Origin of the sequence: Actinomadura macrotermitis, assembly GCF_009604375.1 — a bacterium.
Taxonomy (GTDB): Bacteria; Actinomycetota; Actinomycetes; order Streptosporangiales; family Streptosporangiaceae; genus Spirillospora; species Spirillospora macrotermitis.
This window is the reverse complement of the sequence record NZ_WEGH01000005.1, coordinates 508,857-534,229: the sequence shown is the minus strand read 5'-3', so window position 1 is coordinate 534,229 and position 25,373 is coordinate 508,857. Positions and strand designations below refer to the sequence as shown.

26 protein-coding genes and 2 pseudogenes are annotated in these 25,373 nt (G+C 73.8%); 11 read left to right on the top strand and 17 right to left on the bottom strand.

Features of this window, described 5'->3' with window-relative positions; all coding sequences use genetic code 11:
* Positions 1–6 precede the first annotated feature (6 nt).
* Positions 7–564, bottom strand: coding sequence for a GNAT family N-acetyltransferase (locus tag ACRB68_RS35280; RefSeq protein WP_328595178.1), 558 nt, complete (start codon positions 562–564; stop codon positions 7–9).
* Between the two features lie 151 nt (positions 565–715).
* On the opposite strand from ACRB68_RS35280, the gene ACRB68_RS35275 reads away from it, so the two are divergent.
* Both ACRB68_RS35275 and ACRB68_RS35270 read left to right on the top strand, forming a co-directional pair.
* The gene (locus ACRB68_RS35275) at positions 716–1,345 is read left to right on the top strand and encodes a flavin reductase family protein (protein WP_153540288.1); all 630 of its coding nucleotides are present in this window, start codon (positions 716–718) and stop codon (positions 1,343–1,345) included.
* An 89-nt stretch (positions 1,346–1,434) separates the two neighbouring features.
* Positions 1,435–2,148 carry a DsbA family oxidoreductase gene (locus ACRB68_RS35270; protein ID WP_153540286.1) on the top strand — a complete coding sequence of 238 codons (714 nt, stop codon included), beginning with the start codon at positions 1,435–1,437 and terminating at the stop codon, positions 2,146–2,148.
* 42 nt (positions 2,149–2,190) lie between these two features.
* Here ACRB68_RS35270 and ACRB68_RS35265 read toward each other — a convergent pair whose 3' ends face one another.
* Both ACRB68_RS35265 and ACRB68_RS42700 read right to left on the bottom strand, forming a co-directional pair.
* A complete protein-coding gene (locus ACRB68_RS35265) occupies positions 2,191–2,844 on the bottom strand; it encodes a response regulator (RefSeq protein WP_153540284.1) in 654 nt (217 codons plus the stop codon).
* Positions 2,841–4,955: a sensor histidine kinase gene (locus tag ACRB68_RS42700; protein WP_328595177.1), complete on the bottom strand. Its 2,115-nt coding sequence runs from the start codon at positions 4,953–4,955 to the stop codon at positions 2,841–2,843. The genes ACRB68_RS35265 and ACRB68_RS42700 overlap by 4 nt, the downstream gene beginning before the upstream one ends.
* 191 nt (positions 4,956–5,146) lie before the next feature.
* Between ACRB68_RS42700 and ACRB68_RS35255 the strand changes: the two genes are divergently transcribed.
* Complete coding sequence (locus ACRB68_RS35255; RefSeq protein ID WP_153540280.1) at positions 5,147–5,785, top strand: hypothetical protein; 639 nt, start codon at positions 5,147–5,149, stop codon at positions 5,783–5,785.
* On the opposite strand, the gene ACRB68_RS35250 is transcribed toward ACRB68_RS35255, so the two are convergent.
* On the bottom strand, positions 5,782–6,543 hold the full coding sequence (locus ACRB68_RS35250) for an SDR family oxidoreductase (RefSeq protein ID WP_328595176.1): 762 nt from the start codon (positions 6,541–6,543) through the stop codon (positions 5,782–5,784). The two genes, ACRB68_RS35255 and ACRB68_RS35250, sit on opposite strands and share 4 nt — an antisense overlap.
* A gap of 114 nt (positions 6,544–6,657) precedes the next feature.
* Here ACRB68_RS35250 and ACRB68_RS35245 point away from each other — a divergent pair, with 114 nt between their 5' ends.
* The gene (locus ACRB68_RS35245; RefSeq protein ID WP_153540276.1) at positions 6,658–7,443 is read left to right on the top strand and encodes an alpha/beta fold hydrolase; all 786 of its coding nucleotides are present in this window, start codon (positions 6,658–6,660) and stop codon (positions 7,441–7,443) included.
* 17 nt (positions 7,444–7,460) lie between these two features.
* On the opposite strand, the gene ACRB68_RS35240 is transcribed toward ACRB68_RS35245, so the two are convergent.
* Both ACRB68_RS35240 and ACRB68_RS35235 read right to left on the bottom strand, forming a co-directional pair.
* Complete coding sequence (locus ACRB68_RS35240) at positions 7,461–8,585, bottom strand: AAA family ATPase (RefSeq protein WP_153540274.1); 1,125 nt, start codon at positions 8,583–8,585, stop codon at positions 7,461–7,463.
* The gene (locus ACRB68_RS35235) at positions 8,569–9,357 is read right to left on the bottom strand and encodes an RNA ligase family protein (protein WP_153540272.1); all 789 of its coding nucleotides are present in this window, start codon (positions 9,355–9,357) and stop codon (positions 8,569–8,571) included. Before ACRB68_RS35235 ends, ACRB68_RS35240 begins: the two co-directional genes overlap by 17 nt.
* Before the next feature lie 104 nt (positions 9,358–9,461).
* On the opposite strand from ACRB68_RS35235, the gene ACRB68_RS35230 reads away from it, so the two are divergent.
* Complete coding sequence (locus ACRB68_RS35230; protein ID WP_153540271.1) at positions 9,462–11,078, top strand: DUF2809 domain-containing protein; 1,617 nt, start codon at positions 9,462–9,464, stop codon at positions 11,076–11,078.
* Here ACRB68_RS35230 and ACRB68_RS35225 read toward each other — a convergent pair.
* From ACRB68_RS35225 to ACRB68_RS35200, 6 genes and pseudogenes are all read right to left on the bottom strand, one after another.
* Entirely contained in the window at positions 11,059–12,048 is a 990-nt protein-coding gene (locus ACRB68_RS35225; RefSeq protein WP_328595247.1) for a sigma-70 family RNA polymerase sigma factor, read from the bottom strand. The two genes, ACRB68_RS35230 and ACRB68_RS35225, sit on opposite strands and share 20 nt — an antisense overlap.
* Before the next feature lie 60 nt (positions 12,049–12,108).
* The gene (locus ACRB68_RS35220) at positions 12,109–12,474 is read right to left on the bottom strand and encodes a VOC family protein (protein ID WP_153540269.1); all 366 of its coding nucleotides are present in this window, start codon (positions 12,472–12,474) and stop codon (positions 12,109–12,111) included.
* 34 nt (positions 12,475–12,508) lie between these two features.
* Positions 12,509–13,933, bottom strand: a complete 1,425-nt coding sequence (locus ACRB68_RS35215; RefSeq protein WP_153540267.1) for an MFS transporter — start codon at positions 13,931–13,933, stop codon at positions 12,509–12,511.
* Between the two features lie 87 nt (positions 13,934–14,020).
* Positions 14,021–14,701, bottom strand: coding sequence for a winged helix-turn-helix transcriptional regulator (locus tag ACRB68_RS42695; RefSeq protein WP_328595175.1), 681 nt, complete (start codon positions 14,699–14,701; stop codon positions 14,021–14,023).
* Positions 14,702–14,710: 9 nt separating this feature from the next.
* On the bottom strand, positions 14,711–15,400 hold the full coding sequence (locus tag ACRB68_RS35205) for an alpha/beta fold hydrolase (RefSeq protein WP_153540265.1): 690 nt from the start codon (positions 15,398–15,400) through the stop codon (positions 14,711–14,713).
* Positions 15,401–15,539: 139 nt separating this feature from the next.
* Positions 15,540–15,827, bottom strand: a pseudogene (locus tag ACRB68_RS35200) (LLM class flavin-dependent oxidoreductase); the annotation flags it as partial.
* A 101-nt stretch (positions 15,828–15,928) separates the two neighbouring features.
* Here ACRB68_RS35200 and ACRB68_RS35195 point away from each other — a divergent pair.
* From ACRB68_RS35195 to ACRB68_RS35185, 3 genes are all read left to right on the top strand, one after another.
* A complete protein-coding gene (locus ACRB68_RS35195; protein WP_153540263.1) occupies positions 15,929–16,357 on the top strand; it encodes an organic hydroperoxide resistance protein in 429 nt (142 codons plus the stop codon).
* A gap of 104 nt (positions 16,358–16,461) precedes the next feature.
* Positions 16,462–16,947, top strand: a complete 486-nt coding sequence (locus ACRB68_RS42690; RefSeq protein ID WP_153540261.1) for a YcxB family protein — start codon at positions 16,462–16,464, stop codon at positions 16,945–16,947.
* Positions 16,948–16,983: 36 nt separating this feature from the next.
* On the top strand, positions 16,984–17,580 hold the full coding sequence (locus tag ACRB68_RS35185; RefSeq protein WP_153540259.1) for a hypothetical protein: 597 nt from the start codon (positions 16,984–16,986) through the stop codon (positions 17,578–17,580).
* A gap of 658 nt (positions 17,581–18,238) precedes the next feature.
* Here the strand turns inward: ACRB68_RS35185 and ACRB68_RS35180 are convergent.
* Positions 18,239–19,126 carry a helix-turn-helix transcriptional regulator gene (locus tag ACRB68_RS35180; RefSeq protein WP_328595174.1) on the bottom strand — a complete coding sequence of 296 codons (888 nt, stop codon included), beginning with the start codon at positions 19,124–19,126 and terminating at the stop codon, positions 18,239–18,241.
* Between the two features lie 269 nt (positions 19,127–19,395).
* On the opposite strand from ACRB68_RS35180, the gene ACRB68_RS35175 reads away from it, so the two are divergent.
* The 3 genes and pseudogenes from ACRB68_RS35175 to ACRB68_RS35165 all read left to right on the top strand — a co-directional run bounded on the left by ACRB68_RS35175 (position 19,396) and on the right by ACRB68_RS35165 (position 22,384).
* On the top strand, positions 19,396–20,412 hold the full coding sequence (locus ACRB68_RS35175) for a zinc-dependent alcohol dehydrogenase family protein (protein ID WP_153540257.1): 1,017 nt from the start codon (positions 19,396–19,398) through the stop codon (positions 20,410–20,412).
* 158 nt (positions 20,413–20,570) lie between these two features.
* A pseudogene (locus ACRB68_RS41735) lies at positions 20,571–21,196 on the top strand (SDR family oxidoreductase).
* 312 nt (positions 21,197–21,508) lie between these two features.
* A complete protein-coding gene (locus ACRB68_RS35165; protein ID WP_153540255.1) occupies positions 21,509–22,384 on the top strand; it encodes a hypothetical protein in 876 nt (291 codons plus the stop codon).
* A 202-nt stretch (positions 22,385–22,586) separates the two neighbouring features.
* Here the strand turns inward: ACRB68_RS35165 and ACRB68_RS35160 are convergent, their stop codons facing one another.
* The 4 genes from ACRB68_RS35160 to ACRB68_RS35145 form a co-directional block, all read right to left on the bottom strand.
* Complete coding sequence (locus ACRB68_RS35160) at positions 22,587–23,327, bottom strand: ATP-binding cassette domain-containing protein (protein WP_328595173.1); 741 nt, start codon at positions 23,325–23,327, stop codon at positions 22,587–22,589.
* Positions 23,328–23,421: 94 nt separating this feature from the next.
* Positions 23,422–24,012 carry a dihydrofolate reductase family protein gene (locus tag ACRB68_RS35155; RefSeq protein ID WP_153540253.1) on the bottom strand — a complete coding sequence of 197 codons (591 nt, stop codon included), beginning with the start codon at positions 24,010–24,012 and terminating at the stop codon, positions 23,422–23,424.
* Positions 24,009–24,836: a metalloregulator ArsR/SmtB family transcription factor gene (locus tag ACRB68_RS35150; protein WP_153540251.1), complete on the bottom strand. Its 828-nt coding sequence runs from the start codon at positions 24,834–24,836 to the stop codon at positions 24,009–24,011. The genes ACRB68_RS35155 and ACRB68_RS35150 overlap by 4 nt, the downstream gene beginning before the upstream one ends.
* A 144-nt stretch (positions 24,837–24,980) precedes the next feature.
* Positions 24,981–25,370, bottom strand: coding sequence for a nuclear transport factor 2 family protein (locus ACRB68_RS35145; protein WP_153540249.1), 390 nt, complete (start codon positions 25,368–25,370; stop codon positions 24,981–24,983).
* Positions 25,371–25,373: the final 3 nt, after the last annotated feature.

The window sequence follows — 25,373 nt, the reverse complement described above, 5'->3', positions numbered from 1 at the left end:
GCCGGATCAGCGGGCGTCCCACTCCCGCCGCAGCATCGCGTACACGACCTCGCTGCTCCACTCGCCCTTGACGAACTCGTTCTCCACCAGATGCGCCTCCCGGCGCATCCCGAGGCGCTCCAGCACCCGCGCCGAGGCGGTGTTGCGCGCGTCCAGCCGCCCCACGACCCGGTGCAGCCCGAGCTCCTCGAACCCCAGCCGCAGCCCCTCGGCCGCCGCCTCGGTCGCGAACCCCCGCCCGTGATAGGCCGGGTTGAAGATGTAGCCGATCTCGCCCTGGCGGTGCTCCCGGCTGCGCCACTGCAGGTTGATCTCCCCGATCAGCGCGCCGGTCTCGCGCCACACCACCGCCGCCACCAGCCAGTCGCCCTCGCGCTCCAGCGCCGTGGAGGCCATCTTCTGCTCCAGGAACACCCGCGACTCCTCAAGATCACGCGGCTCCCAGTACAGGAACCGCGCCACCTCGGGCAGCGACTGGTAGGCGTACAGCTCGGCCAGGTCGCCGGGACCGAACGGCCGCAGCGTCAGCCGCTCGGTCTGCAGGGGGTAATCGGGACGCAGCACACGAATGATCCTAAGGCCTCGCCCCCGCCCGGCCGTTCGAACGCCAGGTCGGATTCCGGCCAGCGCGCCCCCGCCCGCCCCCGCCACGCTGGGACGGGCCCGCCGCCCCAAGGCGGGCCCGTTCGATCCCCGGCCCGCGAAAGGTGAAGCCATGCACGTCGACCCCGGACTGAAGGTGCTGTACTTCGGGACCCCGGTGGTGCTGGTCGGCTCCCGCAACGAGGACGGCACCGCGAACCTGGCGCCCATGTCCTCGGCGTGGTGGCTCGGACAGTGCTGCATGCTGGGCCTCGGCAACAGCGGCCAGACGACGGCGAACCTGCTGCGCGAACGCGAGTGCGTGCTCAACCTGCCCTCTTCCTCGATGGTCGACGCCGTCGACCGGATCGCGCTCACCACCGGCAGGCGGGAACTGTCCGAGCACAAGGCGGCCCGGGGCTACCGCTACGAGCCCGACAAGTTCGGCGTCGCGGGGCTCACCGAGCAGGCCGCCGAGCTCGTCGCCGCGCCCCGCGTCCTGGAATGCCCCATCCAGCTGGAGTGCAAGGTCGTCGCCGCCCACCCCTTCGACGGCCCCGACGCCCGCGCCACCGCCTTCCACCTGGAGGTGCTGCGCACCCACGTCGAGGAGAAACTGGTCATCCCCGGCACCAGCCACATCGACCCGCTCGCCTGGGACCCGCTGATCATGAAGTTCTGCGAGTTCTTCGGCGGCGGCGGCAACGTGCACCCCTCCCGGCTCGCGGACGGCTGGGACATGCCGCACCAGATGCTCCCCTGACCGCGCGCCCCTGACCACGGGGAACAGGGGAGCGGCCGGCGGTGTTGTCGCACCCGGCAACCCACCGACCTTGAGGAGAGACCGCGATCATGCGCGTGGAGATCTGGGGCGACATCGCCTGCCCGTGGTGCTACATCGGCAAGGCCCGCTTCGCCGCCGGCCTCGCCGCGTTCGAGCACCGCGACCAGGTCGAGGTCGTGCACCGCTCGTTCGAGCTGGACCCCCGCGCCCCCAAGGGCGAGACCGGGCCGGTGCTGCCCATGCTGGCCGCCAAGTACGGCCTCACCCTGGACCAGGCCCGCCAGGCCGAGCAGCGCGTCGCCGCGGCCGCCGCCTCCGAAGGGCTCGACTACCTCGCCGACGGCCGCGACCACGGCAACACCTTCGACCTGCACCGCCTGCTGCACTTCGCCAGGGAGCACGGCCGCCAGGAGCGGCTGCTGGACCTGGCCTACCGCGCCAACTTCGCCGAGGAGCGCTCGGTCTACGACCGCGAGCGGCAGCTGGAACTGGCCGTGCAGGCCGGGCTGGACCGCGAGCAGGCCGCCGCCGTCCTGGACGACGAGAGCGCCTACGCGGGCGCCGTCCGCGCCGACGAGCGCGAGGCCGCCGAGCTCGGCGCGACCGGCGTGCCCTTCTACGTCCTGGACCGCCGCCTCGGCGTGTCCGGCGGCCAGCCCGCCGAGGTCTTCACCGACGCGCTGCGCCAGGCCTGGGCCGCCCGCACCCCGCTGACCGTCCTCGCCGGCGACCCCGCCGCCGACGCCTGCGGCCCCGACGGCTGCGCGGTCCCGCAGCCGTGACCCCACGGCCCTGACCGCCCGCCCTCCTCAGGGGGCGGGCGGTCAGCGGCCGAGCCCGGCGTCGCGGGCCCGCACGATCGCCTGCCCCCGGTCGGCGACCTGCAGCTTGGCCAGCACCGTGCACACGTTGTTGCGGACCGTCTTGGGCGACAACCCCAGCCGCTCGGCGATCTGCCCGTTGCCAAGACCCGCCGCGATCAGGTCCAGCACCTGCCGCTCGCGCGCGGTCAGCTGCGGGAACGGGTCGCCGCCGGCCGGCCGCACCTCGCTCAGCCGCCCGAAGTAGGACGCGATCCGCCCCGCCAGCGCCGGCCCGAAGATCACCTCGCCGTCGGCGACCGCGCCGATCGCGCGCAGGATCTCGCGCTGCCCCGCCCCCTTGACCAGGTAGCCGCGCGCCCCCGCCAGCATCGCCGCCAGCACGCTGTCATCGTCGTCGTGCATGGTCAGCACCAGCACGCCCGTCCCGGGCCGGCGCTCCAGGATCCGCCGCGTCGCCTCCACCCCGCCGAGGCGCGGCATCGCCAGGTCCATCACCACCACGTCGGGCCGCAGCCGCGCCGCCAGCGCCACCACCTCCGCGCCGTCGGCCGCGGTCCCCGCGACCTGCACCGCGCCGGTCGACTCCAGCATCAGCCGCAGCCCGTCACGGTAGACGGGATGGTCGTCGGCGAGCACTACCCGCAGCCCGCTCATGCTCTTCCTCCGCTCGTTTGCAGGACGGCCCGGCGCACACCGGGCCCGTAAGGCAGCACCGCGTGCACCCGGGTGCCGCGCGGCGGCCGCGGCGTCACCGCGCACCGTCCCCCCAGCTCCTCGGCCCGCTCGCGCATGCCGATCAGGCCGACGCCCGCCGCCGCGCCGGGCCGCACCCCGCGCCCGTCGTCGAGCACCTCCACCTCCAGCGCCTCGGCGCCCGCGATCAGCCGCACCTGGCACGACGCCGCCGCCGCGTGCCGCGACACGTTGTTCAGCGCCTCCCCGACGATCCGGTACGCCGCCTCCTCGGCCGCCGCCGGCAGCGCCGACAGATCGCCCGAGCAGTCCACCGCGACCCGCAGCGCCCGCGTCCGGAACCGCGCCGCCTGCTGCTCCACCGCCTCCACCAGCCCGAACTGGTCCAGCGACGGCGGCCGCAGGTCGTGCACCAGCCGCCGCACGTCGGTGAGCACCCCCGACAGGTCCCCGCGCACACCGCGCAGCGTGGCGTCGGCGGCGGCCGGATCGCGCGCCGCCAGGTTGCGGGCCGCCTCGATCTTCAGCGCGGCCGCCGCCAGCGACGGGCCGAGCCCGTCGTGCAGGTCCCGCCGCAGCCGGCGGCGCTCCTCGGCGATCCCGGTCACCAGCTGCTCGCGGCTGCGCTGCAGCTCCTCGCTGAGCGCCGTCGCCCGCGCCGCCGCCGCGGCCTGCCGCACCACGTCGGCCAGCAGCCGCTGGTCGGCGTCCGACAGCCGCGCCCCCGACCGCGGCACCAGCGCCAGCCGCCCGATCGCCGCGCCCCGGTAGGCGAACGGCATCACCACCACGTCCGCGCGCCGCTCGCCGTGCTCGACGACCGTCGCGGCGCCGTCGCCGCGGTCCAGCTCCACCCGCACGTAAGGGGACCGGAACGACACCGCCACCACCCGCGCCACCTCCGCCAGCAGCTCGCCCGGGCCGCCCGAATCCTCCAGCCGCCGCGCCAGCGCCGACACCACGTCATAGGGTTCGCCGCGCCCGGTCAGCAGCCGATTCACCCACCGCTGCAACCGCAGCCGCAGCGGCCCGTACAGCGCCGCCACCACGCCCGCGCCCACCACCGCCGCCGGCGGGTCGTCGATGACGGTGCCCGCCCCCACGAACACCGCCATGTCGATCGCCACCACCGCCGCCGCCACCACCGCGTACAGCAGCGTCCAGCCCAGCAGCAGGTCCACGTCGTACAGCCGGTAGCGCGCCACCGCCATCACCACCGCGACCGCGACCGTGGTGTGCATGAGGGCCAGGCAGATGTCCATCACCCACCACGAGATCCCCGGCGGCATCAGGTGCAGCATCACCTCGGTGACCACCACCAGCACCACGTCCACCAGCACCGCCAGCAGCATCCAGCGCAGCTGCGCCCGCCGCACCGCATCCGCGCGGCGGAACCGCACCGCGAACGCCGCCACCCCCACCGCGAACCCGGCGAAGAACGAGAACTGGCACAGCGGCATGGTCAGCGGCCAGACCGCGTCGGGCAGCGGCGGGGTGAAGGGGTCCAGCGGGAGACCGCGTAGGGCCGGGACGAGCGGCTCGCCCATGGCGAACACCCGCCAGGGGATGAGCTGCAGCGTCAGCGCGCCGAGCACCTGCGCGCCGAGCGTGATCCGCACCGGCCAGCGCCAGCGCGGCGACGGCGGCCGGCCGTCGGGGAAGAACACCAGCAGCGTCGGGATGATCAGGTTGATCATCGGGCCGAAGCGGGCGCCGGCGAACACCGCCGCCGCCGTCAGCGGCAGCCCCCCGCCATGGTGCAGCAGCGACAGCGACGCGTACGCCGCGCCCGCGCCGTCGGCCACCGCGACCGTCCCGCCCGCCAGCAGCAGCCGCGTCATCAGGTGCCGCGGCAGCCGCGTCGCCAGCACCGCGCCCGCCAGCACCACCGGCAGCCCCGACAGCGCCGACCCCCAGTGCGGGTAGTTCAGCGGCCCGGGCGGGCGGGCGTCGCCGAGCAGGGCGTCGGCCCAGATCGTGCCGGCCGTGGCGAGCGTGCACAGCGCCGCCACCGCCACGGCGGCCGACACCGTCCACCGATCGGCCCGCCGGTTCGCTGCAGTGCTGGTCACGGCCCCAGCATGGCCCGGGCGCCGTCCCGGCGGCGCGGGATCTGTGTCCCGCCGAACCGGGACATCGGTCATGAGCGGAACGAGGGCGCGACGGGGCGGCAGGGCCCTGGGCGCCCGGGACGCCGCGCACCGAACGTGGGTGGACGCACGAGCGGCGCGACCGGCGCCGCCGCCACCCGACCGGGGAGACCATGTACACCGACAGCCCGCACGGCCCGGCCACCGCCGAGGCCCGCCCCGCCCCCGCCGCCTCCACGCTCAAGATCCGCGTCGCCGGGATCGTGCTCGCGCTCGGCGCGTCCGCCTGGGGCACCGGCGTGATCATCGCCGGCGACCAGGGCAAGAAGCTGTCCAAACTGGAGGAGGTCACCGGCATCGGCTACCTCGCCGGCCTGCTCGCTCTCGCCTGGGTGCTGCGGCACACCCGCGCCACCGGTGACCGCAAGGGCCGGTTCGCGCCGTTCGTGCTGATGGCGCTGCTGCCGCTGGCGGCCGCCTTCAACGTCTACTCGCTGGTCGCGCTGAAGAGCTTCGACGACCCCACCCCGGCCTGGTTCCCCGTCCTGGACGCCTCCTGGCCGCTGTCGCAGCTCGTCCTGCTGATCCTCGGCATCATGACCGCGGTCGTCGGCCGCTTCCGCGGCGCGCTGCGCTGGCACCCGCTCGCGTGCGGCCTGTGGCTGATCGTGGCGATGGGCGCCCAGGCGAGCGTCGGCATGGACGCCTCCGCCCGCATCGGCGGCGGCTGGCTGATCCTGGTGACCGGCGGCCTCGGCCTGCACCTGGCGCTGCGTCCCCGCAACACCCTCGGCGAGGACGGCGGGCGCTAGCCGCGGCCGACGAACGAGGGCATCGCGGTGGCCAGCACGCTCATGAACTGCACGTTGGCCTCCAGCGGCAGCCCCGCCATGTACAGCACGCCCTCGACCACGCTGCGCACGTCCATCACCGGCTCGGCCCGCACCGACCCGTCGGCCTGCAGGGCGCCCGACCCGAACCCGGTGGTCATGTCGGTGGCGGCGTTGCCGACGTCGATCTGCCCGCAGGCGATCCCGTAGGCGCGCCCCTCCAGCGACAGCGACTTGGTCAGCCCGCTCATCGCGTGCTTGCTCGCGGTGTAGGCGACCGACAGCGGCCGGGGCGTGTGCGCCGACAGCGACCCGTTGTTGATGATGCGGCCGCCCCGCGGCGACTGCTCCTTCATCAGCGCGAACGCCTGACGGGCGCACAGGAACGCGCCCGTCAGGTTGGTGTCCAGGACCCGCCGCCACTCCTCGACGGGAAAGTCCTCCACCCGCGCGGGCGCCCCGAACACCCCGGCGTTGTTCACCAGCAGGTCCAGCCGGCCGAACCGGTCGCGCACCGCGCCGAACAGCGCTTCCACCGACTCGGGGGAGGTGACGTCGGCCGGCGCCACCAGGAACCGCTCGTCCGGCACGCCCGCGCCGGCCGCGGCCTCGGCCAGCGGCCCGGCCCGCCGGCCGGCCAGCACCACGCGCCGGCCGCCGCGCAGCAGCGCCTGCGCGACCGCCGCGCCGATGCCCGAGCCCGCACCGGTCACCAGCGCCACCTGCCCGGATGTGTCCACGTCCCGTCCTCCCCGCCGCCGATGGCCTGGATTTTGCCAGCAACCCCGGCCGGGCCCGGCGCGCGGGTGGCAGACTTCGGGGACACGACCGGCACCGCGAGGCATGGAGACTGCATGGAGCAGGCGCGTTCCGCCGACGGCACCGTCATCGCCTTCGACCGGCTCGGCGACGGGCCCCCGCTCGTCCTGGTCAGCGGCGCGTCCTGCGACCACCAGGTGCACACCGCGCTGGCCGCGGGCCTGGCCGAGCACTTCACCGTCGTGAACTACGACCGGCGCGGCCGCGGTGAGAGCGGCGACACCCCGCCCTACGCGGTCGAACGCGAGATCGACGACATCGCCGCCGTCATCGACGCCGCGGGCGGCGGCCCCGCGCACCTGTTCGGCGCCTCCTCCGGCGCCACCTTGACCCTGCACGCGGCCGCCGCCGGGCTGCCCGTCACCCGGCTCGCGCTGTGGGAGCCGCCCTTCGCCCTGGACGACGAGGCCGCCCGCGCCTGGCTGGAGCTGCGCGCGACCCTGGAGGGGCTGATCGCCGCGGGCCGCAACGGCGACGCCGTCGAGACGTTCATGCTGAACGTCGGCGTCCCCCCGCAGCTGGTCGCCGGGATGAAGGGGTCACCGGCCTGGCCCGGGCTGGAGCGCATCGCCCCCACCCTGGCCTACGACGGCGCCGTCCAGGGCGACGGCCGCCCGCCGCACCACCTCTTCCCCAAGATCACCATGCCGGTGCTGGTGCTGGAGGGCGAGGAGAGCCCCGAGGACATGCGCCGCTCCGCGCAGGCCCTCCTCGCGGCGCTGCCGGGCGCCCGGCACGCCGTGCTGAAGGGCCAGGGCCACCAGTTCGCCCCCGAGCTGATGGTCCCCGCCCTGGTGGAGTTCTTCTCCCGCCCCGTGTGAGGCCGGCCGCGTGAGGTTCAGCCGGTGCGCGTCCACTCCACCCGGTGCCCCTCGGTCGGGTCGGGCAGCTCCCACCGCCGCACCAGCCGGTCGATCACCGCGTCCGGCACCGGCGCCTCCCGCGCCCGGTTGCGGGCCCGCAGCACCTGCGGCGGCGCCTCCAGCGCCACCACCTCGACCCGCCCCCGGTAGTCGGCGGCCAGGCTGGTGCACTGCTCGCGCAGCGCCCGCGACACGTTGGTGGCGTTCCACACGAACGACCGGCCCGCCCGCAGATGCTCGCGGGCCCGCTCGTAGGCGGCGGCCGCCACCGGCCGCTGGTCCCCGGCCGGATCGACGCCGAGCTCGGCGCGCAGCGCGTCCAGGCTGACCACCGGCACATCCGGGCGGTGCTCGGCGACCCAGGTGTCCTTGCCGACGCCCGGCAGCCCTGACAGCACCGTCACCGTCAGCCGCGTGTCGTCGTAGGCGTCGTACCCGGGGTCGCGGCCGGGCTTGCGGAAGTACCAGAACCGGGCGTGGTCGGAGGGGAAGGCCCGCGGCCGGTCCAGGCAGTCCTGCTCGGCGCAGTACTCCCGGTACAGCCCGATGTTGTCCAGCACCTCGGCGGTGTCGCCGCAGTCCCGGCCGAGGATGTCGGCGGTGGCCAGCAGCACCAGGTCGTCGTTGCGCGCCAGCAGGCTCGCCCGGAACGCGATCCGCTGCAGGTCGGGGCGCTCCAGCGCCCAGAACGGCACCTGGTGGTGGCGCACCAGCGCGGCCACGTGCTCGCGCCAGGCGATCGGCGCGCCGAGCTCCCACAGGATCCGCCGCACCATCAGGTCGCCGCGCCGCGAATGGCCGTGCGCGGTGATGCGGCCGTCGTCCTCGACCTGCGTGCAGTACGGCTTGGCGACGTCGTGCATCAGCACGGTGGCGAACAGCCGCACCCGCTCCTGCGCCGGCCGGGCCCGCCACTCGGGCAGCGCGGCCAGCGCCTCGCACGCCATCCGCGTGTGCACCGCCACGTCGCCCTCGGCGTGGTGGACGGCGTCCTGCTCCACGCCCTCCATCGCCCGCACCCAGCGGAAGGTCGCCCGGATCCGCTCCCAGGGCACCTGCCAGTGCGGCGGGGCCGGGCACAGCTCATCGAACACCCGCATAGAGCACCTCCGGGTCGGCCAGGCCGTTGGCGACGATGGGACGGTCCTGCCAGTGCGTCCCGGCGTCCAGGATCGCGGTCAGGAAACTCGGCCGGACCCACTTGAACCGGTCGACGGTCCGCCCGCCCTCCTCCACCTTGATGTAGAGGCCCTCCATCTCCTCGTCGGCGTCGGTCTCCAGCGCGACGCGCTCGGGATCGGCGCCGCCCGCCACCGCCGCCTCGCGCAGCGCGTCGCGCCAGCGCCCCGTGCGGCAGGTCGACGGCCCGGTCAGCGCGGTCAGCGCCGCCAGGTTCTTCAGCGGCCCCTCGTGCAGGACCGGCACCGACACCACCGGCGTGCCGGCCAGCAGCTCGCGGCGGCGCACGGTCGACAGGAACGTCCCGTCGGACTGGTCGAGCACGTCGAACTCGCAGAAATAGTGGGGCAAGGCGTCGTAGAAGACGGTGTGCTTGGCGTACAGCCACTCGCCGTACATGACGTACCGGTCGCCCAGCACCGGCCACAGCAGGTGCTGCACCGACGCCGCCCACGCCTTCAGCGGCGCGAACTGCCGCTCGCGCGGACCGCCGGTCAGGAAGTGGCCCCGGCTCTGCAGCCGCAGCTCACCGGTCCCGGTGAAGCTGACGCCGCAGTTGGCGCCGTCGAGTTTCTCCTCCACCACCAGATGGCGCCCGGCGATCTCCCGGAACGGCACGGCGGCCAGGTCGTGGTCGCCGGGCTGCAGCCGGGAACCCTCGATATGGCGGGTGCGAGGGTATTTGTGAAGCATGGAAACGTTGTAGCGAAGACGGACCGGCCCGGTCGAACGGTTTTCGGCGGACACCCGTAGGGTCGCGGCGGAACCGGAGCCGTGGAACAGGGGTCAGAGCGGTCATGCAGACAGCGCGTGCGGGCGTGTCGGCCGCGATCGTCCTCACCGTGGCGTCCGGCCTGGGAGTGCACCGGCTGGTGCCAGGAGACGTGGGCGGCTACCTGGGCGACGCCCTGTACGCCGTCCTGATCTACCTGCTGCTCCTGTTCGCGCGGCCCGCCGCCGCCGCGCCCCGCCTCTGGGCCGCCGCGACCGCGGTGTGCTGGCTGATCGAGGCGGCGCAGCTGACGGGCTGGCCCGCCGAACTGTCGGAGAAGAGCGTCCTGGCCCGGCTCGTCCTCGGCTCGGGCTTCAACGCCGGCGACCTGGCCGCCTACGCCGCGGGTGCCGCCGCCGCGGCCGCACTGCATACGCTCGCGGCGCGCCGGCGCGCCGACGGGGACGAGCAGCTCGAGCGCATCGCCGCGAAGGTCGCCGCCGCGGCCGAAGTGCCCGGCAACCTGGACATCTTCGGTGCGGGCAGGCACCGCTTCGAGCTGAACCCGCCGCTGCCGGAGGAGACCGTCGCCGCGTTCGAACGCGCCCACGGCGTCCGGCTCCCCGAGGACTACCGGCGGTTCGTCACCGGGCTCGCCGACGGCGGGGCTGGCCCCGGCTACGGCCTGCTGCCGCTCGCCGACGCCTACGACGCCGACACCGGCCCCCTCGCCGCCCCCAGCCCCTTCGCGCCGGGCGTGACCTACACCGGCGACTGGTGGGACGGACACATCGACGAGGACCTCGGCCGGGACCCCCGCCAGGGCACCCTCGCGATCGTCCACCACGGCTGCACGTCCTACACCCTGCTCGTCGTCTCCGGCCCGGCCCGGGGCCGCCTGGTCAGCGTCGACCACAACGGCGATCCGGCCCCCTACGTGCTGGAGGACACCGGTTTCCTGGCCTGGTACGAGCGCTGGCTCGACGAGCTCGCCGCCGGCCACGACGTCACCCGCATCACCGACAAGATCCCTGGCGGCGAGGCCGAGCTCCTGGCCATCGCCGCCGCGGACCCCGACCCCGCCCGGCGCGCCCGCGCCGTCTGGTCGCTGTGCCCGCTGCCGGAGCTGTCACCGGCCGGCCGCCGGGCACTGGCCGGGCTGGCAGCCGACCCGGTCGCGCCCGTGCGGGCCGCCGCGCTGCGCACCGTCCGCCGCTTCCGCGCCGCCGAAGCCGGGCCGGCCGCCCGCACGGCGCTGGGCGACGACGACCCGGCCGTGCGCGCGGCGGCCGTGAGCGCCCTGCGCGACTTGCAGATCCCGGACCTGGCCGCCGTCGCCCGGACGATGCTGGGCGACCCCGACCAGGACGTCGTCATCCGCGCCGTGTGGGCCCTGCTCGACTCCGGCGAGCTGACGGTCGCCGACCTGGCGCCGCTCACCTCGTCCCCCGACCCCGGCATCCGCGCCACCGGGCTGCACTACCTGCGCGACGCCACCGGCGACGGCGCCGACGCCCTGCTCGCCGCCGCGCTCGGCGACGGCGAGGCGCGCTCGCGCTGGACCGCGGTCCAGGGCATCGAGCACCGGGAGCTGCGCCACCTGCACCCGCTGCTCGAAGCCCTGCTGGAGACCGAGACCGACCCCACCGTCCTGACCAACCTGCGCCGGGCGGTGCCCAAGCTCAGCCCGCACTCTCCCTGACCACCGGGGGGAGTGCGAAGAGCTCGAACAGGCCCGGCTCGCGGAACGCGACGACCCGGGCGACCCCCGCGCCGGACACCGCAAGGACCATCACCCCGTAGGCGCGGTGCACGCCGTCCGCGCCGCGCCGGTACATGGCGAACGCGGGCTGGCCGTTGGCCGCCGTCGCCACCAGCCGGAAGACGCCCGGCCCGGTGAGGACCCGCGACCGCAGGAACCGGCCGACGTCCTCGCGCCCGGCGAACCACGTCGGGGTCGGCGGCATCTCCAGGACCGCGTCCTCGGTCAGCAGCCCCATCAACGCGGCGACGTCGGCGTTCTCGAACGCCGCCGCATACCGCTCCAGCAGCTCCCGCTGGCGCGCGCCCGACGCCTCGGCCGCGTCGTCCTCCGACGGGGCCGCCTCACCGAGCCGCGCCCGGGCGCGCTGCAGGATGCTCTTGACCGCCGGGACCGAGATGTCCAGCAGCCCGGCGACCTCCGCCGCGCGCAGCGCCAGCACGTCGCGCAGGATGAGCACGGCGCGCTGGCGCGGCGGCAGATGCTGCAGGGCCGCGACCAGCGCGAGCCGCAGGCTCGCCCGCGCCGCGACGATCGCGGCCGGGTCGTCGGCCCCGGCGCGGGCCGCCCGGTCGGGGAGGGGCTGCAGCCAGGCCGCCTCCAGCGGCGGCGCCACCGGCCCGTCGGGATCGTCGGCGGGACCGCCGAGCCCCGACGGCAGCGGCCGCCGCTTGCGGTTCTCCAGCGCGGTGAGGCAGACGTTGGTCGCGATCCGGTAGAGCCAGGTGCGCAGCGACGACCGGCCCTCGAACGTCCCGTAGGAACGCCACGCGCGCAGATAGGTCTCCTGGACCAGGTCCTCGGCGTCGTGGACCGAACCGAGCATGCGGTAGCAGTAGGCCAGCAGCTCCGGCCGGTAGGGGCGGGTCAGCCGCTCGAAGGCGTCGCCGTCCGGTGTCAGCAGCGCCACCGGGCCGCCCGCGTCCGCCACCACCCGCTCATCGGCCTCATCGTAGGTGCGGACCACCCGTCACCGCCCCGCGGCGAGTTCGACGATCTGCACGTAGTTGCCGGCCGGGTCCTGCACCGTCGCGATGCGGCCCGGCCCGAACTCCTCCACCGGGCGGATCCACCGCGTGACGCCCAGCCCCTTCAGATGGGCCGCGACCGCGTCGATGTCCTGGACATAGAAGTTGATCAGGATCCGGCCCGGTTCCCGGGTGCTCGCCGCCAGGTCGTCGCGGCGGTCGAAGACCAGCCGCCCGCCGCCCACCATCAGAACGGTGCCCGGCTCGGCCGCCGGCGCGAACGCCGCCCGGTACCAGGCGCTCAGCCGCTCGGGGTCGTCGCTGCCCAGCACCAGCCCGCCCAGCCTGATCTCTGCCGTCTCGTTCATGGTCGTTTCCTCTCGGTCGCGGGTTCCCTCACCTCTATCGACCCGACGCCTTCTCGAAAGGAATCGGCCGGGCCGCCGCCGGGTCCCGGGGTGCCCGCCGGGGACGCGGCAGCGCGCTCCCCACCACCGCGGCGGCCAGCGCGACCGCGGCCAGCACGATCCAGGCGGTCCGGAACGCCGCCGACCGCTCGTCCGCGCCGTGCGGCGTCCCGAGGACGGCGACGAGCAGCGCCACGCCGACCGTCATCCCGATCTGGCGGACCATGGAGACGACCCCGGCGCCGGTGGCGAACCGCTGCGGCGGCAGAGAGCCCGCCGCGCTGCCGAACAGCGTCGGCATGAGCAGGCCGAACCCGATCCCGGTCAGGACCATGCCGCCCAGCATCCCCGAGGCGTAGCCGGAGCCCGCGCCGGCACTCGCCGCCCACCAGCCCAGGCCCGCCGCGAAGACGACCGCGCCGGCGACGACGATCCGCGCCGGGCCGAGGCGCGGGATCAGCCGCCCGGCCAGCACCGAGCAGAACGGGACCATGGCCGGGCCGGGGGCGATGCCGAACCCGGCGCGCAGCGCCGACCACTGCCAGGCGTCCTGCATCCACAGCACCACCGACAGCAGCATGCCGCCGAACGCCGCCGAGGAGACCAGCATGGCCGCCGTCGCGACGGCGAACCCGCGGTCGCGCAGCAGGCCGGGCTCGAAGACCGGGCTCGGGTGCCGCGCCGACCGGGCGAAGAACACCGCGACCAGCACGGCCGCGGCCGCCAGCGCGCCGGCGACGCGCCCCGACGACCAGCCCCAGGCCCCGCCCTTGACCAGCCCGAGCGCCAGCGCGCCGATCCCCGCGGTGAGCAGCGCCGCCCCGAGGACGTCCGGCAGCGGGCCGCGCTCGCGCGCGGTCTCGGGCAGCAGCCGCCGGCCGAGGACCAGCGCGACCGCCCCGACCGGCAGGTTGACCAGGAACACCCAGCGCCACGACACCTGCACCAGCGGCCCGGCGACGACGGGCGCGACGGCGGCGGCGACCGAGCCGGTCACCGCCCAGGCGCGCGCCGCCCCCGGCCGCCCGGCCGGCGGGTAGGCCGCCAGGACCAGCCCGAGCGAGGTCGGCATGAGCAGCGCCGCCCCCACCGCCTGCACGGCGCGGAAACCGACCAGCATCGGCACGCTCGTGGCCGCCGCGCAGGCCGCCGAGGCCGCGACGAACAGCGCCGTGCCGGCCAGGAAGCCGGTCCTGTGGCCGGTGCGGTCGGCGAGCCGGCCCGCCGGGACGAGCAGCGCGGCGAAGACGATCGCGTAGGCGTTCAGGACCCAGCTCAGCTCACCGAGATCGCTGGGGTGCAGGTCGGCGGCCATGGCGGGCAGCGCGACATTGGCGACGAACAGGTCGAGGCTGGACAGCACCACTCCCAGCGACACGACCGCCAGTACCACCACCGGACGGGCGGCGACTTTCGGCATGAGGGCCTCCATCGGTATTCAGCGCGGCGGATACGACCGCCATGTGCTGAAGACCCCGAAGGCCCGGGAAAGGAACCGGCGTGCGCGCTAGGACGTGGACGGCGTGCGCGACCGCGGGACCGGCAGCCGGAACAGGTCCGTGAGCCTGTCCAAGGCCGCGCGGTCGCCGGACGCCGACGCGGCGCCGCTCTCCAGCGCCTCGGCGAGGGTGGTGTCCCGGGCGGTCACCGCGAGGAACGCCTCCTCGTCCATCGTGACGATCGCGTCGGGGTACTGGGCCGGCCCGTGCAGCGTCTCGATCTCAGCGCCGTCGACCCGGGCGTGCAGGACCTCGCCGCCGATGCGGAACTCGTACACCGCGCGCAGCCCGGCGGCGGCACCGGCGTCGAAGCAGGCCCGCAGGCCGAGCACCGCCCAGCCGGGATGGAACGTCTCGCCCTCGCGCCGCTCGCCCATCGCCCACTTCAGGCCCCACCGGCCGAGGGCCAGCACCGCCGGGCCGAGCTCCTCGCCCGCCTCGGTCAGGGCGTAGGCGGGGGTGCGGGCGGGCGGCGGAAGCGTGACCTTGCGGGCCAGCCCCTCGCGCTCCAGGTGCTTCAGCCGCGCGGCCAGCAGGCCGGTGCCGAGGCCCCGCAGACTCGCCTGCAGATCGCCGAACCGCTTGGGGCCGGTCAGCAGCTCGCGGATCAGCAGCAGCGTCCAGCGCTCGCCGACGATGTCGAGGGTGCGCGCGGTCGCGCAGTACTGGTTGTAGGTTCGCTGCTCCACTTCTTCACTTTAGGCTTCCCGCTTCCTGTTCTTGAACGAAGCGGCGTCCAGCAGGATCCGGGCGAGCGGCTCCGGGCGGGCGAGCATCACGTCGTGCGGGCCGTCCAGCGCGAGCGTCCGGTAGCCGGCAGACCGGCCGAACCGCTCGAACGGGTAGGTCGCCGGCTCGCAGTGGACGGCCGTTCCGGGGATCCGGTCGACGGCCCCGCTCAAGCGGGTGGGCTCGGTGAAGGTGCGCAGCGGCTGGGGGACCAGGCGCGGGGCCAGCCAGGCGGCGTCGCCGGCGTCGTCGATGCCGAACGCCGCCGGGGGAGGCGCCGGGACGTGCGTCCCGTCCCCGGCCGCCGCGCGGACCGCCGTGATGAGGGAGGCAGGGGCCAGGGTGACCATGGCGGCGCCGTCGGGCCCGGCCCACCCGTCGACCAGGACGATGCGGCCGACGGCCCCGGGCCGCGCGTCGGCCGCCTCCCGCACCGCCAGGCCCGCGTAACTGTGCCCGACGAGCACGACCTCCTCGCCGCCGGGCACACCGTCCAGAGCGGCGGCGACCGTCGCGGCATCGTCGTGCAGCCCGCGGTCCCCTGGGGTGCCGAGGTCCGGGGTGAGGGTGCGGGCTCCGGCGGCGCGCAGCAGGGGGACGACGCGGTCCCAGGCCCACGGGCCGTGCCAGGCGCCGTGGACGAGAACGAACGTGGTCATGGCGGTTCTCCTCACCAAGCAGTGGCAGGACGCGGCCGGCGAACAGGGCCTGGAGCGACTCGACGACCTCCAGCGGCGCGTTGTAGTAGCGCTCGACGCCCTCGCGCAGACGCCGGCGCGCCTTGTCCGGATCGTCGTCCAGGCAGAGCGTCGCGTACAGGGCGGGGGTGACCGGGGCCAGTTCGGCCTGCTCGATGACCAGGCGTTCCGCCGCGTACGTCTGCGCCCGCGGGGGATAGGGGAGCCGGCCGTCGGCGAGGCGGACGACGCGCCGCAGCGCCGGCCCGCCTCCTCCCGCCAGCCAGATCGGTGGCCCTCCCGGGCGCGCCGGCGGCGGCGCGAGCCGCACGCCCTCGAAGGCGAAATGCTCGCCCCGGACGGTCTGGTCGCGCGTCGGCAGCAGATAGCCGACCTGCGGTCCCAGCATCGTGCCTCCCGGCCGTCGTCGACGATCCCGACCCTAGCGATTGACTTCCTGTTTTTGAAGTGAAAGATTCAAAATCAGGAAGCAGACGAAAGGAGCGCGCGATGAGCAAGGCCCTGTACACGGCGCGGGGACGCGTGACCGGCGGCCGGAACGGCCACGGCACCACATCCGACGGACGGCTGGACCTGGAGCTGCGACTTCCCAAGGAGCTGGGCGGAGACGGTGCGGGCGCCAACCCCGAGCAGCTCTTCGCGGTGGGGTACGCCGCCTGCTTCGGCACCACGCTCGCCCTGGTCGGGCAGCGCGAGGGCGTCAAGGCCGACGACGCGCGGATCGACGCGTCGGTGTCGCTGATCTCGGCGGACGGCGGCGGTTTCCGGCTCGGCGCCGAGTTGGAGATCTCGCTTCCGTCGCTCACCGGGGAGCAGGCGGCCGGGCTGGTCAGGACGGCCCACCAGGTCTGCCCGTACTCCAACGCCACGCGCGGCAACGTCGACGTGGCGCTCGTGGTCAACGGTTCGCGGTTGTGAAACGGGCCCTGTCCTCCGGCCGGCCGGAGGGCGCGGCGCCGGAGGTTGCCCGGCCGGACACCCTGCTGAAGGATGATCGCCACGATCTCGGCTAAGGCGGCGGCGTGGACATCACGGTCAGATACGAGCCCACCTCGGACGAAGTGGTCCGGGCGTTCTCCCTGGGGCTCCGGCGGCAGCTCGTCACGCTGTACGCGGTCCTGGTGGGCGTCCTGCTCGTGGCCGCGGCGGTCCTGTTCGCCATCGGCGTTCTGCCGATGGCCGTCGCCATGCTCATCTCGTCCGTCCTGGCGCCGCCGGCAGGACACTGGTGGATGCGCCGGCGCGCCCGGCAGCGGCTGGCGTTCCTCTGCGTCCCCACGACGGTGCGGGTGACCGACGACGGCTATGAGTGCCGCACCGACGAATCCACCATGGCGATGCGGTGGTCGATGCTCTCCGGCATCACCGCCACCCCGGAGTTCTGGCTGCTGTCCGTGAACAGGCAGCCCGCGGCGTTCCTTCCCAAGGCCGCCTTCGACGAAGAGCAGCAGGCCGAGATCGACGGCTTCCTCGCCACCCGGAAGGCGGGCCAGGTCTCGCCGGCATAGGGGGAACCGCCTCGCCGCCGATCGCGTCCAAGGCCCATGCCCTTATCGGTGCTCGCGCGGACCTTGCTTGCATCGGCGCTCGTCGTCCTGCTTGTCGTGGCGGCGGCACCCGGGCGGGCCTGCGCGTGCAGTTGCGCGGCCGTGCCCGAGCAGAAGGCCTATGCCATGGCCGACGCGGTGTTCACCGGACGCGTCGTGCAACGTCACGTGTACTCGCCGGTCTGGGGAGAGTCCAGCAGCAGCGATCCCACGGTCCTCGTGTTCGAGGTGAGCGCGGTCAACAAGGGCGAGGTCTCGCGCCTGCAGGACGTCCGCACCGCCGCCCAGGACGCCACGTGCGGGCTCAGCGCCCGGCAGGGGGACGAGTACCTGATCTTCGCCGACCGGAAGGACGGCGTCCTGGAGGCCTACGCCTGCGGCGGCTCCCGCCCCGCCGGCAGGCCCCTCGCGGTCCCCTCCGCCCCGACGCACCGGCCCGCGCCGGGCCATGCCGCGGTGGGCCCGGCCCCGTTCCCCCGCAACGTCGTCGACGGCGGATCGGTCACGACGGACATGGCGACCGCCGGCGGCCTGGCCGCGGTGATCGCCACCGCCCTGCTTCTCGTCCGGCACCGCCGCCGCAAGCGCACCTGACCCCCGCGCGGGGGGCAGGCTACGTCGAGCGTCAGGACTCGATGCCGTAGTAGAGGGCGAGGTATTCGATGATCTCGGTGGCGTGCGGCAGGTGGGCGGTCAGCGCGGCGCGGGTGGCCGTAGCCAGCTCACCGGTGCCCCTGGTGGCGGTGCGGACGTAGGGTTCGAGGTGTTTGACCGGAAGAGGTTTACTGGCAGGCGGGACGGCAGGAGGACACGGTCACGACGCGGGCGTAACATGGATGCATTGTCGCTGGTAGAAGGCAAAAAGAGAGGGCTGCGACCATCGCTTTGCCCTCTTTGGGTGACCTGAGACGTTGATCACCTTCTCTGAAGGCATGGCGGGTGCCGGGAACCCGGAAACACAATCGTCATTGATGTGGCAGTCGGCGTGCGCGAGCATTCGTGTGCGCGTTTCCAAGTTCCCGGGTTATGGGAAGTCGCAACCGGATCGGCGGGCAAGTCGTCGCCACCCGACCGCAGAAAACTTTGCCCATACCTTTGTGTGCCGAGGAATGCCCACCGTGATGGGCGATACGACAGGAGATCCGGCGGCAATAGGGATAAGTGCGAGGCGTCCGACGACAGGGCGGATGCCGATGCCTCCGTTCGGACCGGGAGCCGCCCGCCGTCCGCGTGCTCACTCCGGGCCGGGTGGTCAGCCGCCGGAGTGCGGTGCGGGTGAAGCCTGTGGAGTGGCGGCCCAAGAGGCGAGAAGGCGCAGGCCTTCTTCGGAGGGCGAGCCGGGTTCGGCGGTGTAGATGGTGAGGCTGAGACCGGGTTCGGCGGCCATTTCCAGGCCCTCGTAGGCGAGGGTGAGGGCGCCGACGGCCTGGTGGTGGAAGCGTTTGGTGCCGGTGCCGTGGTGGCGGACGTTGTGGGCGCCCCAGCGGGTGCGGAAGGCGTCGCTGCGGGTGGACAGTTCGCCGACCAGGTCGTGCAGGTCCTTGTCGTGAGGGTTGCGGCCGGCCTGGGTGCGCAGGATGGCGACGGTGATGTCGGCGGCCTGGTCCCACTCGGGGTAGAAGCGGCGGGAGACCGGGTCGAGGAAGTTGAAGCGGGCCAGGTTGGCCTGGTTGCCGGGGGTGGCGTAGACGTCGCTGAAGAAGGCGCGGCCGAGCCGGTTGACGGCGAGGATGTCCAGGCGGCCGTTGTAGACGAACGCCGGTCCGGCGGTGATGGCGTCCAGGGTCCATTGCAGGCTGCGGTGCGGCTTCCACTGGTCCTTGGTGCGCCGGCGGCGAGGGCGGGTGAGGGCGTCGGTGCCGTCGGCGGTCTGGGCCAGGTTCAGCAGGTGGGCGCGTTCGGCGTCGTCGAGCCGCAGGGCGCGGGCGAGGGACTCCAGGACGGACGGCGAGACACCGGCGAGGTTGCCGCGTTCGAGCTTGGCGTAGTACTCCACGCTCATGTCGGCCAGGGCCGCGACCTCGCTGCGGCGCAGCCCCGGCACCCGGCGCCGGGACCCCGGCGGCAGCCCGGCCCGCTCGGGGGTGATCTTCGCGCGCCGCGAGGTCAGGAACTCGCGGACCTCTTCACGGTTGTCCACTCCTACGACGGTACGTGCTGCCCGTGGCCCTAGGGGTGTACTGCCGGTACACCCCTTGGCCGTGCCTGGTTACGCGCTTTGACGAGGGGTTACATAGAAGGCGTGGTGCTCCTCCTGCCGGATGTGAAACCGGTGACCGCAGGAGCTCCTGTCCGCCCCAGGCGGTCGGCCACCTGACGCCCTGGGCCCCCAACCGCACGCGGCGTCGCTACGTGCCCGGGCGAGAACCGTGCCGGCGCGCCCGTCCCACTAAGCAAAGGACCTTTCTCATGCGCGGAGCAGTGATCCACGCCCCCGGCGACATCCGTTTGGAGAACCTGGACGACCCGAAGATCCTCCACCCCACCGACGCGATCATCCGCACCGCGGTGACGTGCGTGTGCGGCTCGGACCTGTGGCCCTACCGCGGCGCGGAGCCGACGGACGCGCCGCATCCGATGGGCCACGAGTACGTCGGCTTCGTGGAGGAGGTCGGATCCGAGGTCACCTCGGTGAAGCCGGGGCAGTTCGTCGTCGGGTCGTTCGCGACCTCGGACAACACCTGTGCCAACTGCCGCAACGGTTTCCAGTCCCACTGCCTGAACCGCGAGTTCATGAGCACCTGCCAGGCCGAGTACGTTCGCATCCCCAACGCCCAGGGCACCCTGGTCACCGCCGACGGCGTGCCGGGGGAGGGGTTCTGGCCCGGTCTGCTGGCCGTCTCCGATGTGATGGGCACCGGCTGGTGGGCCGCCGACGCCGCCGAGGTCGGGTCCGGCTCCACCGCCGTGGTCGTCGGTGACGGCGCGGTCGGCCTGTGCGCGGTGATCGCCGCCAAGCAGCTGGGCGCCGAGCGGATCATCGTCATGTCCCGGCACGAGCCCCGCCAGAAGCTGGCCCGCGCGTTCGGCGCGACCGACATCGTCACCGAGCGCGGCGACGACGGCGTGGCCCGGATCAAGGAGCTGACCGGCGGGATCGGCGCCGACAGCGTGCTGGAGTGCGTCGGCACCGCCGAGGCGATGCGGCAGGCGCTGCACTCGGCACGGCCGGGCGGCAACGTCGGTTTCGTCGGCGTCCCCCATGAGGTCGCGCTCGACGGGCAGGAGCTGTTCTTCTCCCACGTCGGCCTGCGCGGCGGCCCCGCCCCCGTGCGCCGCTACCTGCCCGACCTGATCGACCGGGTCCTGACCGGCGCCATCGACCCGGGCAAGGTCTTCGACCTCGCCCTTCCCCTGGACCAGGTGGCCGAGGGCTACGCCGCGATGGACGAGCGCCGCGCCATCAAGACCCTGCTGCAGCCCTGAGCCCCGGCAACGCCCACGAAGGGAACGGCCATGCAGATCACGCGAAGCTCGATCGACACCGTCGCCGCGGCGGTCCCGTCGAGGTCATCCGGCCCGGCGACCGCGTCCTGTTCGAGGCCGACGAGGAGCACTGGCACGGCGCCGCGCCCAGCCGGCTGATGGTCCACCTGGCCATCAACGAAGGCGACGCCGACCACGACGTCGTGCACTGGCTCACCCCCGTCACCGACGCCGAGTACGCCGCCGTCGACCGCACCGTCGCGGCCTTCGGGCGCCTGGACATGGCCTACAACAACGCCGGCGTCCAGGCCCCTCCGTCCGACGCCGCCGACGAGACGGCCGCGGACTTCGACCGTGTCAACGCGGTCAACCTGCGCGGCATCTGGGCCTGCCAAAAGCACGAACTGCGGCAGATGCGCACTCAGGGCTCCGGCGCGATCGTCAACTGCTCCTCCCTGGGCGGCCTGGTCGGCCTGCCCGAACGCGCCGCCTACCACGCCTCCAAGCACGGCGTGATCGGGCTGACCCGAAGCGCAGCGGTCGAATACGCCCCCGGGGCATCCGCGTCAACGCCGTGTGCCCCGGCGTCATCGAGACCCCGATGGTCGCCGACATGCTCGAAGGCCAGGCCGAGGCCATGGCCGAAATCATGAAGCAGCAGCCCATCGGCCGCCTGGGCGCCGCCGACGAGATCGCCGACGCCGTCCTGTGGCTGTGCAGCCCGGCCGCCGCCTTCGTCATCGGCGTCGCCCTGCCCGTCGACGGCGGCTACACCGCTCAATGACGGCCCGATGTCCTCATGCGGTCAGCGCCGTGCCTCGCTCTCGCAGCGCAATGCCTCACACCGGCGAATCCTGCGATGGTCGCTATCTGTGAATGACTGATTGCTTTCTGTAAGAAAGTCGCGAAGGGTGATCTCGGAAAGTGGAGCAAAGCAGATTTTTCGCGACCGCTGTCATTCGAGCCCCAGGGCGTGAGCAGGACTGATGTTCAACGGTGACACGCACGCCGGGAACGGCCACCTTACGTATTCGGTCATGTTCAATGCGTGTTCGACTTGGGAGGTTGTGAGCTCCGAAACGGAAGGGGCAGATGAATGCGATCCACACGAGGGACCCGGATGGGCCTGGGCGGACTGGTGACCGCGACGGCGGCGGGGCTGGTGCTGCTCGGCCCGGCGGCGGCCTCCGGGGCGGCGGCGCCGCAGAGTCGGTCGCTGCGCGCTCCGAGCGGCTACGAGATCGTCCGCGTGGGGCCGATCCAGGCGCCCAGCCGGTCGATGCAGAAGATCTCCTGCCCCCTGGGCAAGGTCGCCGTCAGCGGCGGGGTCGACATGGCGGCTCCCAACGTCCTGGTCCGCAGCGCTCCGACGGCCGACGGGAAAGGCTGGGAGGTCGTCGTGGCCAATCCCCCCAACTCCGCCTACGGCTCCGCCGGAGGCGCCCCCGTGGACCTGAAGATGCACGCGGTGTGCATGCCCCAGCCCGCGGGCTACGCCATCGCCACCAACACCGTGACGAACGTGACCTCCAGCACCCGCGTCCAGACCGGCTGCCCCGGCAGCGGAACCGTCGTGCTGGGTGTGGGCGGCACCGCCCAGGGCGAGGCTCCCGTGACGGGCCTGTCCGCCCTCTACATCGACCAGGCCAGCGGCGTGGCCAACGCCGCGCTCAACCAGACCAGCGCGGGCAACAACAAGCTCGACGTCTACGCGATCTGCGCCCAGCCGCCCGCCGGGTACGAGCGCTTCACCGGCCCGCTCCTCACCGTCCCCAACCCGACCACCAACAACTCCATCACCTGCCCCAGCGGGAAGACCGGCCTGTCGATCGGCATGAACGTCCCCGGTGCCCGCGGCCTCATCCGCACCATCGCTCCCGGCGCCGACTCCAGCAGCTGGACCTTCGCCGGGTTCAACGGCTACAACACCAGCAACTACCAGGCCGCCGGCAGCCTCGTCTGCGCCAGTTGACCCCATAGTCGGATGACGGCTGTACGCGCATCACGCGATCCGTGCCTGACGAGGCGGCTCCAGGAAGCGGGGAAGTGCGCGTACAGCCGGACATGGGCGCGGGGCCTGGGGAACCGGCGGTCACCAGGGTGACGTCCTCGCCCCGCGAACTCGAAGGCGCGCCGGAGACGGTGCGAGCGGAACCGCTTTTCCAGCCTTGCGGTCAGTGGCCGCTCGGCTGGAAGAAGCCGCGCACGTACGGGTCGTCGAGTGCGGCCAGGGCGGCGAGGCCGCCGGTGGCGACGATCTTTCCGGCGCGCATGAGCGCGACCTGGTCGGCGATCTTCGCCGCGGTGAGCATCGGCACGTCGTGGGTGATCACCAGGACCGCGGCTCCGGCGCCGGCGTACCGGCGGAGGGCGGCCCACACGCCGTAGGCGGTCTCGGTGTCCAGGGAGGCCGTCGGTTCGTCCGCGACCAGGACGCGGGGCCGGGGCAGCAGTGCGGCGGCGAGCGCGGCGCGCTGGATCTGGCCGCCCGAATGCTGGTCCGGGTAGAGATCGACCGACTCGGCCGGATACCGGGCGGCCGCGCAAGCGTCATCGACGCTCCAGCACCGGTACCGCTCTTCCAGTGCGCGCAACTGCGCACCCACGGTCTCCTCCGCGCGGAAGGCCGTGACCCCCTCCTGGGGCAGCAGCCCGACGGTGCCGCCGCGAAGGCGCTGCCACTGGCGCCGCCCGCGCACCGGCTCGCCGTCGATGCGCACCTGCCCCGTGCTGCGGGCGGAGGCGGGGAGCGAGCCGGTGAGCGCCGCGGCGGCCATGGACTTGCCGCATCCGGACTCGCCGAGCAGCGCGGTGACCTTCCCGTCCGGCACGACGAGGTCGATGGAGTCCAGGACCGTCCCGCTCCACCGGCCCGTGTCGATATGGACGGTCAGTCCGCGTAGTTCGGCAGGCACCGGGTGATCCGTTCTGGAGGGATGCCGTCAGCGTAGGGCACACCACTGCTCGGGTTCCGGGCGCAGGCGCGGAGTGCCCGCGCCCGGAACCGGGTCAGCTGATCCGGTCGTAGACCAGGGCCATCTCGCCCTGCTCGCCGGTCTCCTGGTGGGTGAGCGTCCACTGCGAGCCCGGCAGGCCGTCCTCGAACAGCCGCTGCCCGTCCCCGGCGATCCGCGGGGTGACCATGAGGTACAGCCGGTCGACCAGGCCGGCCGCGAGGGCCTGCTTGATGATGCTCGGGCAGGTGTTGATGAGGATGTCGCCCTCGCCGGCGGCCTTCAGTTCGGTGAGGACGTCCGCGACGGGGGCGTTCACCACGCGGGCGCGGTCCCACGGCGCTTCGGCCAGGGTGGTCGAGAAGACCACCTTCTCGGTGTCGACCAGCCACTTGGCGTATCCGCGGTCGCGCGGGTCGGCGTTCTCGTCCGCGGCGACCGAGGGCCAGTAGCCGAGGAACCCCTCGGCGCTGCCCCGGCCGAGCACCGCCGTCGTCGCGCCCTCCCAGATGCGGGTGAGGTGGCCCCGCGCGACCTCGGTGGTCATGTAGGGGACGATCGCCGACAGGTCGCCGGGCCCGCCGGGGCCGTTGTAGCGGCCGTCGAGGGTGATGCTGATGTTCGCGGTCACTGTGCGGTCGGTCATTTCGCGCTCCTTGGGTCGGTGTCCGCGACGAGGGCCGCGGCGAGCTTGTCGAGGCTCTGGCCGAAGCCGATCTCGATGCCTGCGATGAAGTCGGCGGAGTCGACGGTGCTGTCGGCGATCCGCCAGTGGACGTCCAGTTCGGTGCCGGCGCCGGCGGGCCGGAGACCGAGGTCGACGTGGGCGGTGAAGGCGAGGCCGCCGCCGGGGAGCAGCGGGGAGAGCCGGTAGGCGAGGCGTTCGCCGGGACGCGCCTCCTCGACGACACCCTCCGCGCGCCCGGCGACCGGGTCGGACCCGTCGGTGTCCTCGGCGTCGCGGTACTCCTGGACGATCCGCCCGCCCGGCCGCGCCTCGAAGACCAGCTCGGAGACGCGCAGGTCGTCGGGCGTCCACCAGCGGGCGAGCAGGGCGGCCTCGGTCAGATGCCGCCACACCAGCTCGGGCCGCCCCGCCAGCGAGCGCCGGAACCGGAACGAGCGGCCGTCGGCCCACCCCGGCTCCGCCGCCGCGAGCCGCTCGGCCTGGAGGCCGAGCCCGTAGCGGTCGTAGGTCTCGCCGGTCTGGTCCGCGGTGTCGGCGAGCCGGCCGAGCTCGGCCGCCAGGTCCCGCAGCGGAGCGGACCGGAGCGCGTAGACGCGGCGCTGGCCGGAGCGCTGGGAGGTGACGACGCCGGCCCGCTCAAGGGTCTGCAGGTGCTTGGTCGTCTGCGGCTGGCGCGCCCCGGCCAGCTGGGCGAGGACGCCGACCGAACGGGGGCGTTCGGCCAGCAGGCCCACGAGCCGCCAGCGGGCCGGATCGGCCAGTGCGGTGAGGAGTGCGTCCATGAGAAGTAGTATTCCTCAAAACGAATATTCGTGTCAAGGAATGTTCGTGGCGACCGGCTCGCCGGCCTGAGGCGGAGACGAGGCGGCGCGGGCCAGGGCCCGAAAGGGGCCTCGGCCCGCGCCGCCGAGGATGGTCGTTTCCGGTCAGCGGGTGAGCTGGGCCTGGAAGATGGCGCTGTTGAAGTAGGCCCTGGCTTCCTTGATCAGGCCGGCGTCGTCGAGTTCGTAGACGTTGATGCCCGACCAGTTGACCGGCTCGCCGTCCTTGCTGACGGCCGCGCCGCGCCAGGCGACGGCGACCTGGTCGCCGACCGTGTGCGCCTCGTGCGGGGTCAGGCCCAGGAAGGGCTGGAAGCCGGGCACCACCGAGGCGATGAAGGCGCGGATGGCGGCGCGGCCGACGATGGGCGGCCGGCCGACCGGGTCGTGGAAGACGCCGTCGGCGGCGAAGGCGTCGGCCCAGGCGTCGACGTCGCCGGACTGGGAGGCGGTGAAGAACTGCATCACCGAGGCGGGCATCGCGGGGAAGGTCATGAC

Bases quoted from the DNA above. Each gene is read 5' to 3' on its own strand.
- ACRB68_RS35185 (WP_153540259.1), top strand. From the start codon at position 16,984: ATGCCCTTATCGGTGCTCGCGCGGACCTTGCTTGCATCGGCGCTCGTC.
- ACRB68_RS35265 (WP_153540284.1), bottom strand. From the start codon at position 2,844: ATGAGCGGGCTGCGGGTAGTGCTCGCCGACGACCATCCCGTCTACCGT.
- ACRB68_RS35275 (WP_153540288.1), top strand. From the start codon at position 716: ATGCACGTCGACCCCGGACTGAAGGTGCTGTACTTCGGGACCCCGGTG.
- ACRB68_RS35230 (WP_153540271.1), top strand. From the start codon at position 9,462: ATGCAGACAGCGCGTGCGGGCGTGTCGGCCGCGATCGTCCTCACCGTG.
- ACRB68_RS35145 (WP_153540249.1), bottom strand. From the start codon at position 25,370: ATGACCTTCCCCGCGATGCCCGCCTCGGTGATGCAGTTCTTCACCGCC.
- ACRB68_RS35270 (WP_153540286.1), top strand. From the start codon at position 1,435: ATGCGCGTGGAGATCTGGGGCGACATCGCCTGCCCGTGGTGCTACATC.
- ACRB68_RS35220 (WP_153540269.1), bottom strand. From the start codon at position 12,474: ATGAACGAGACGGCAGAGATCAGGCTGGGCGGGCTGGTGCTGGGCAGC.
- ACRB68_RS35215 (WP_153540267.1), bottom strand. From the start codon at position 13,933: ATGCCGAAAGTCGCCGCCCGTCCGGTGGTGGTACTGGCGGTCGTGTCG.
- ACRB68_RS35255 (WP_153540280.1), top strand. From the start codon at position 5,147: ATGTACACCGACAGCCCGCACGGCCCGGCCACCGCCGAGGCCCGCCCC.
- ACRB68_RS35240 (WP_153540274.1), bottom strand. From the start codon at position 8,585: ATGCGGGTGTTCGATGAGCTGTGCCCGGCCCCGCCGCACTGGCAGGTG.
- ACRB68_RS35175 (WP_153540257.1), top strand. From the start codon at position 19,396: ATGCGCGGAGCAGTGATCCACGCCCCCGGCGACATCCGTTTGGAGAAC.
- ACRB68_RS35150 (WP_153540251.1), bottom strand. From the start codon at position 24,836: ATGGACGCACTCCTCACCGCACTGGCCGATCCGGCCCGCTGGCGGCTC.
- ACRB68_RS35155 (WP_153540253.1), bottom strand. From the start codon at position 24,012: ATGACCGACCGCACAGTGACCGCGAACATCAGCATCACCCTCGACGGC.
- ACRB68_RS35195 (WP_153540263.1), top strand. From the start codon at position 15,929: ATGAGCAAGGCCCTGTACACGGCGCGGGGACGCGTGACCGGCGGCCGG.
- ACRB68_RS35245 (WP_153540276.1), top strand. From the start codon at position 6,658: ATGGAGCAGGCGCGTTCCGCCGACGGCACCGTCATCGCCTTCGACCGG.
- ACRB68_RS35235 (WP_153540272.1), bottom strand. From the start codon at position 9,357: ATGCTTCACAAATACCCTCGCACCCGCCATATCGAGGGTTCCCGGCTG.
- ACRB68_RS35165 (WP_153540255.1), top strand. From the start codon at position 21,509: ATGCGATCCACACGAGGGACCCGGATGGGCCTGGGCGGACTGGTGACC.
- ACRB68_RS35205 (WP_153540265.1), bottom strand. From the start codon at position 15,400: ATGACCACGTTCGTTCTCGTCCACGGCGCCTGGCACGGCCCGTGGGCC.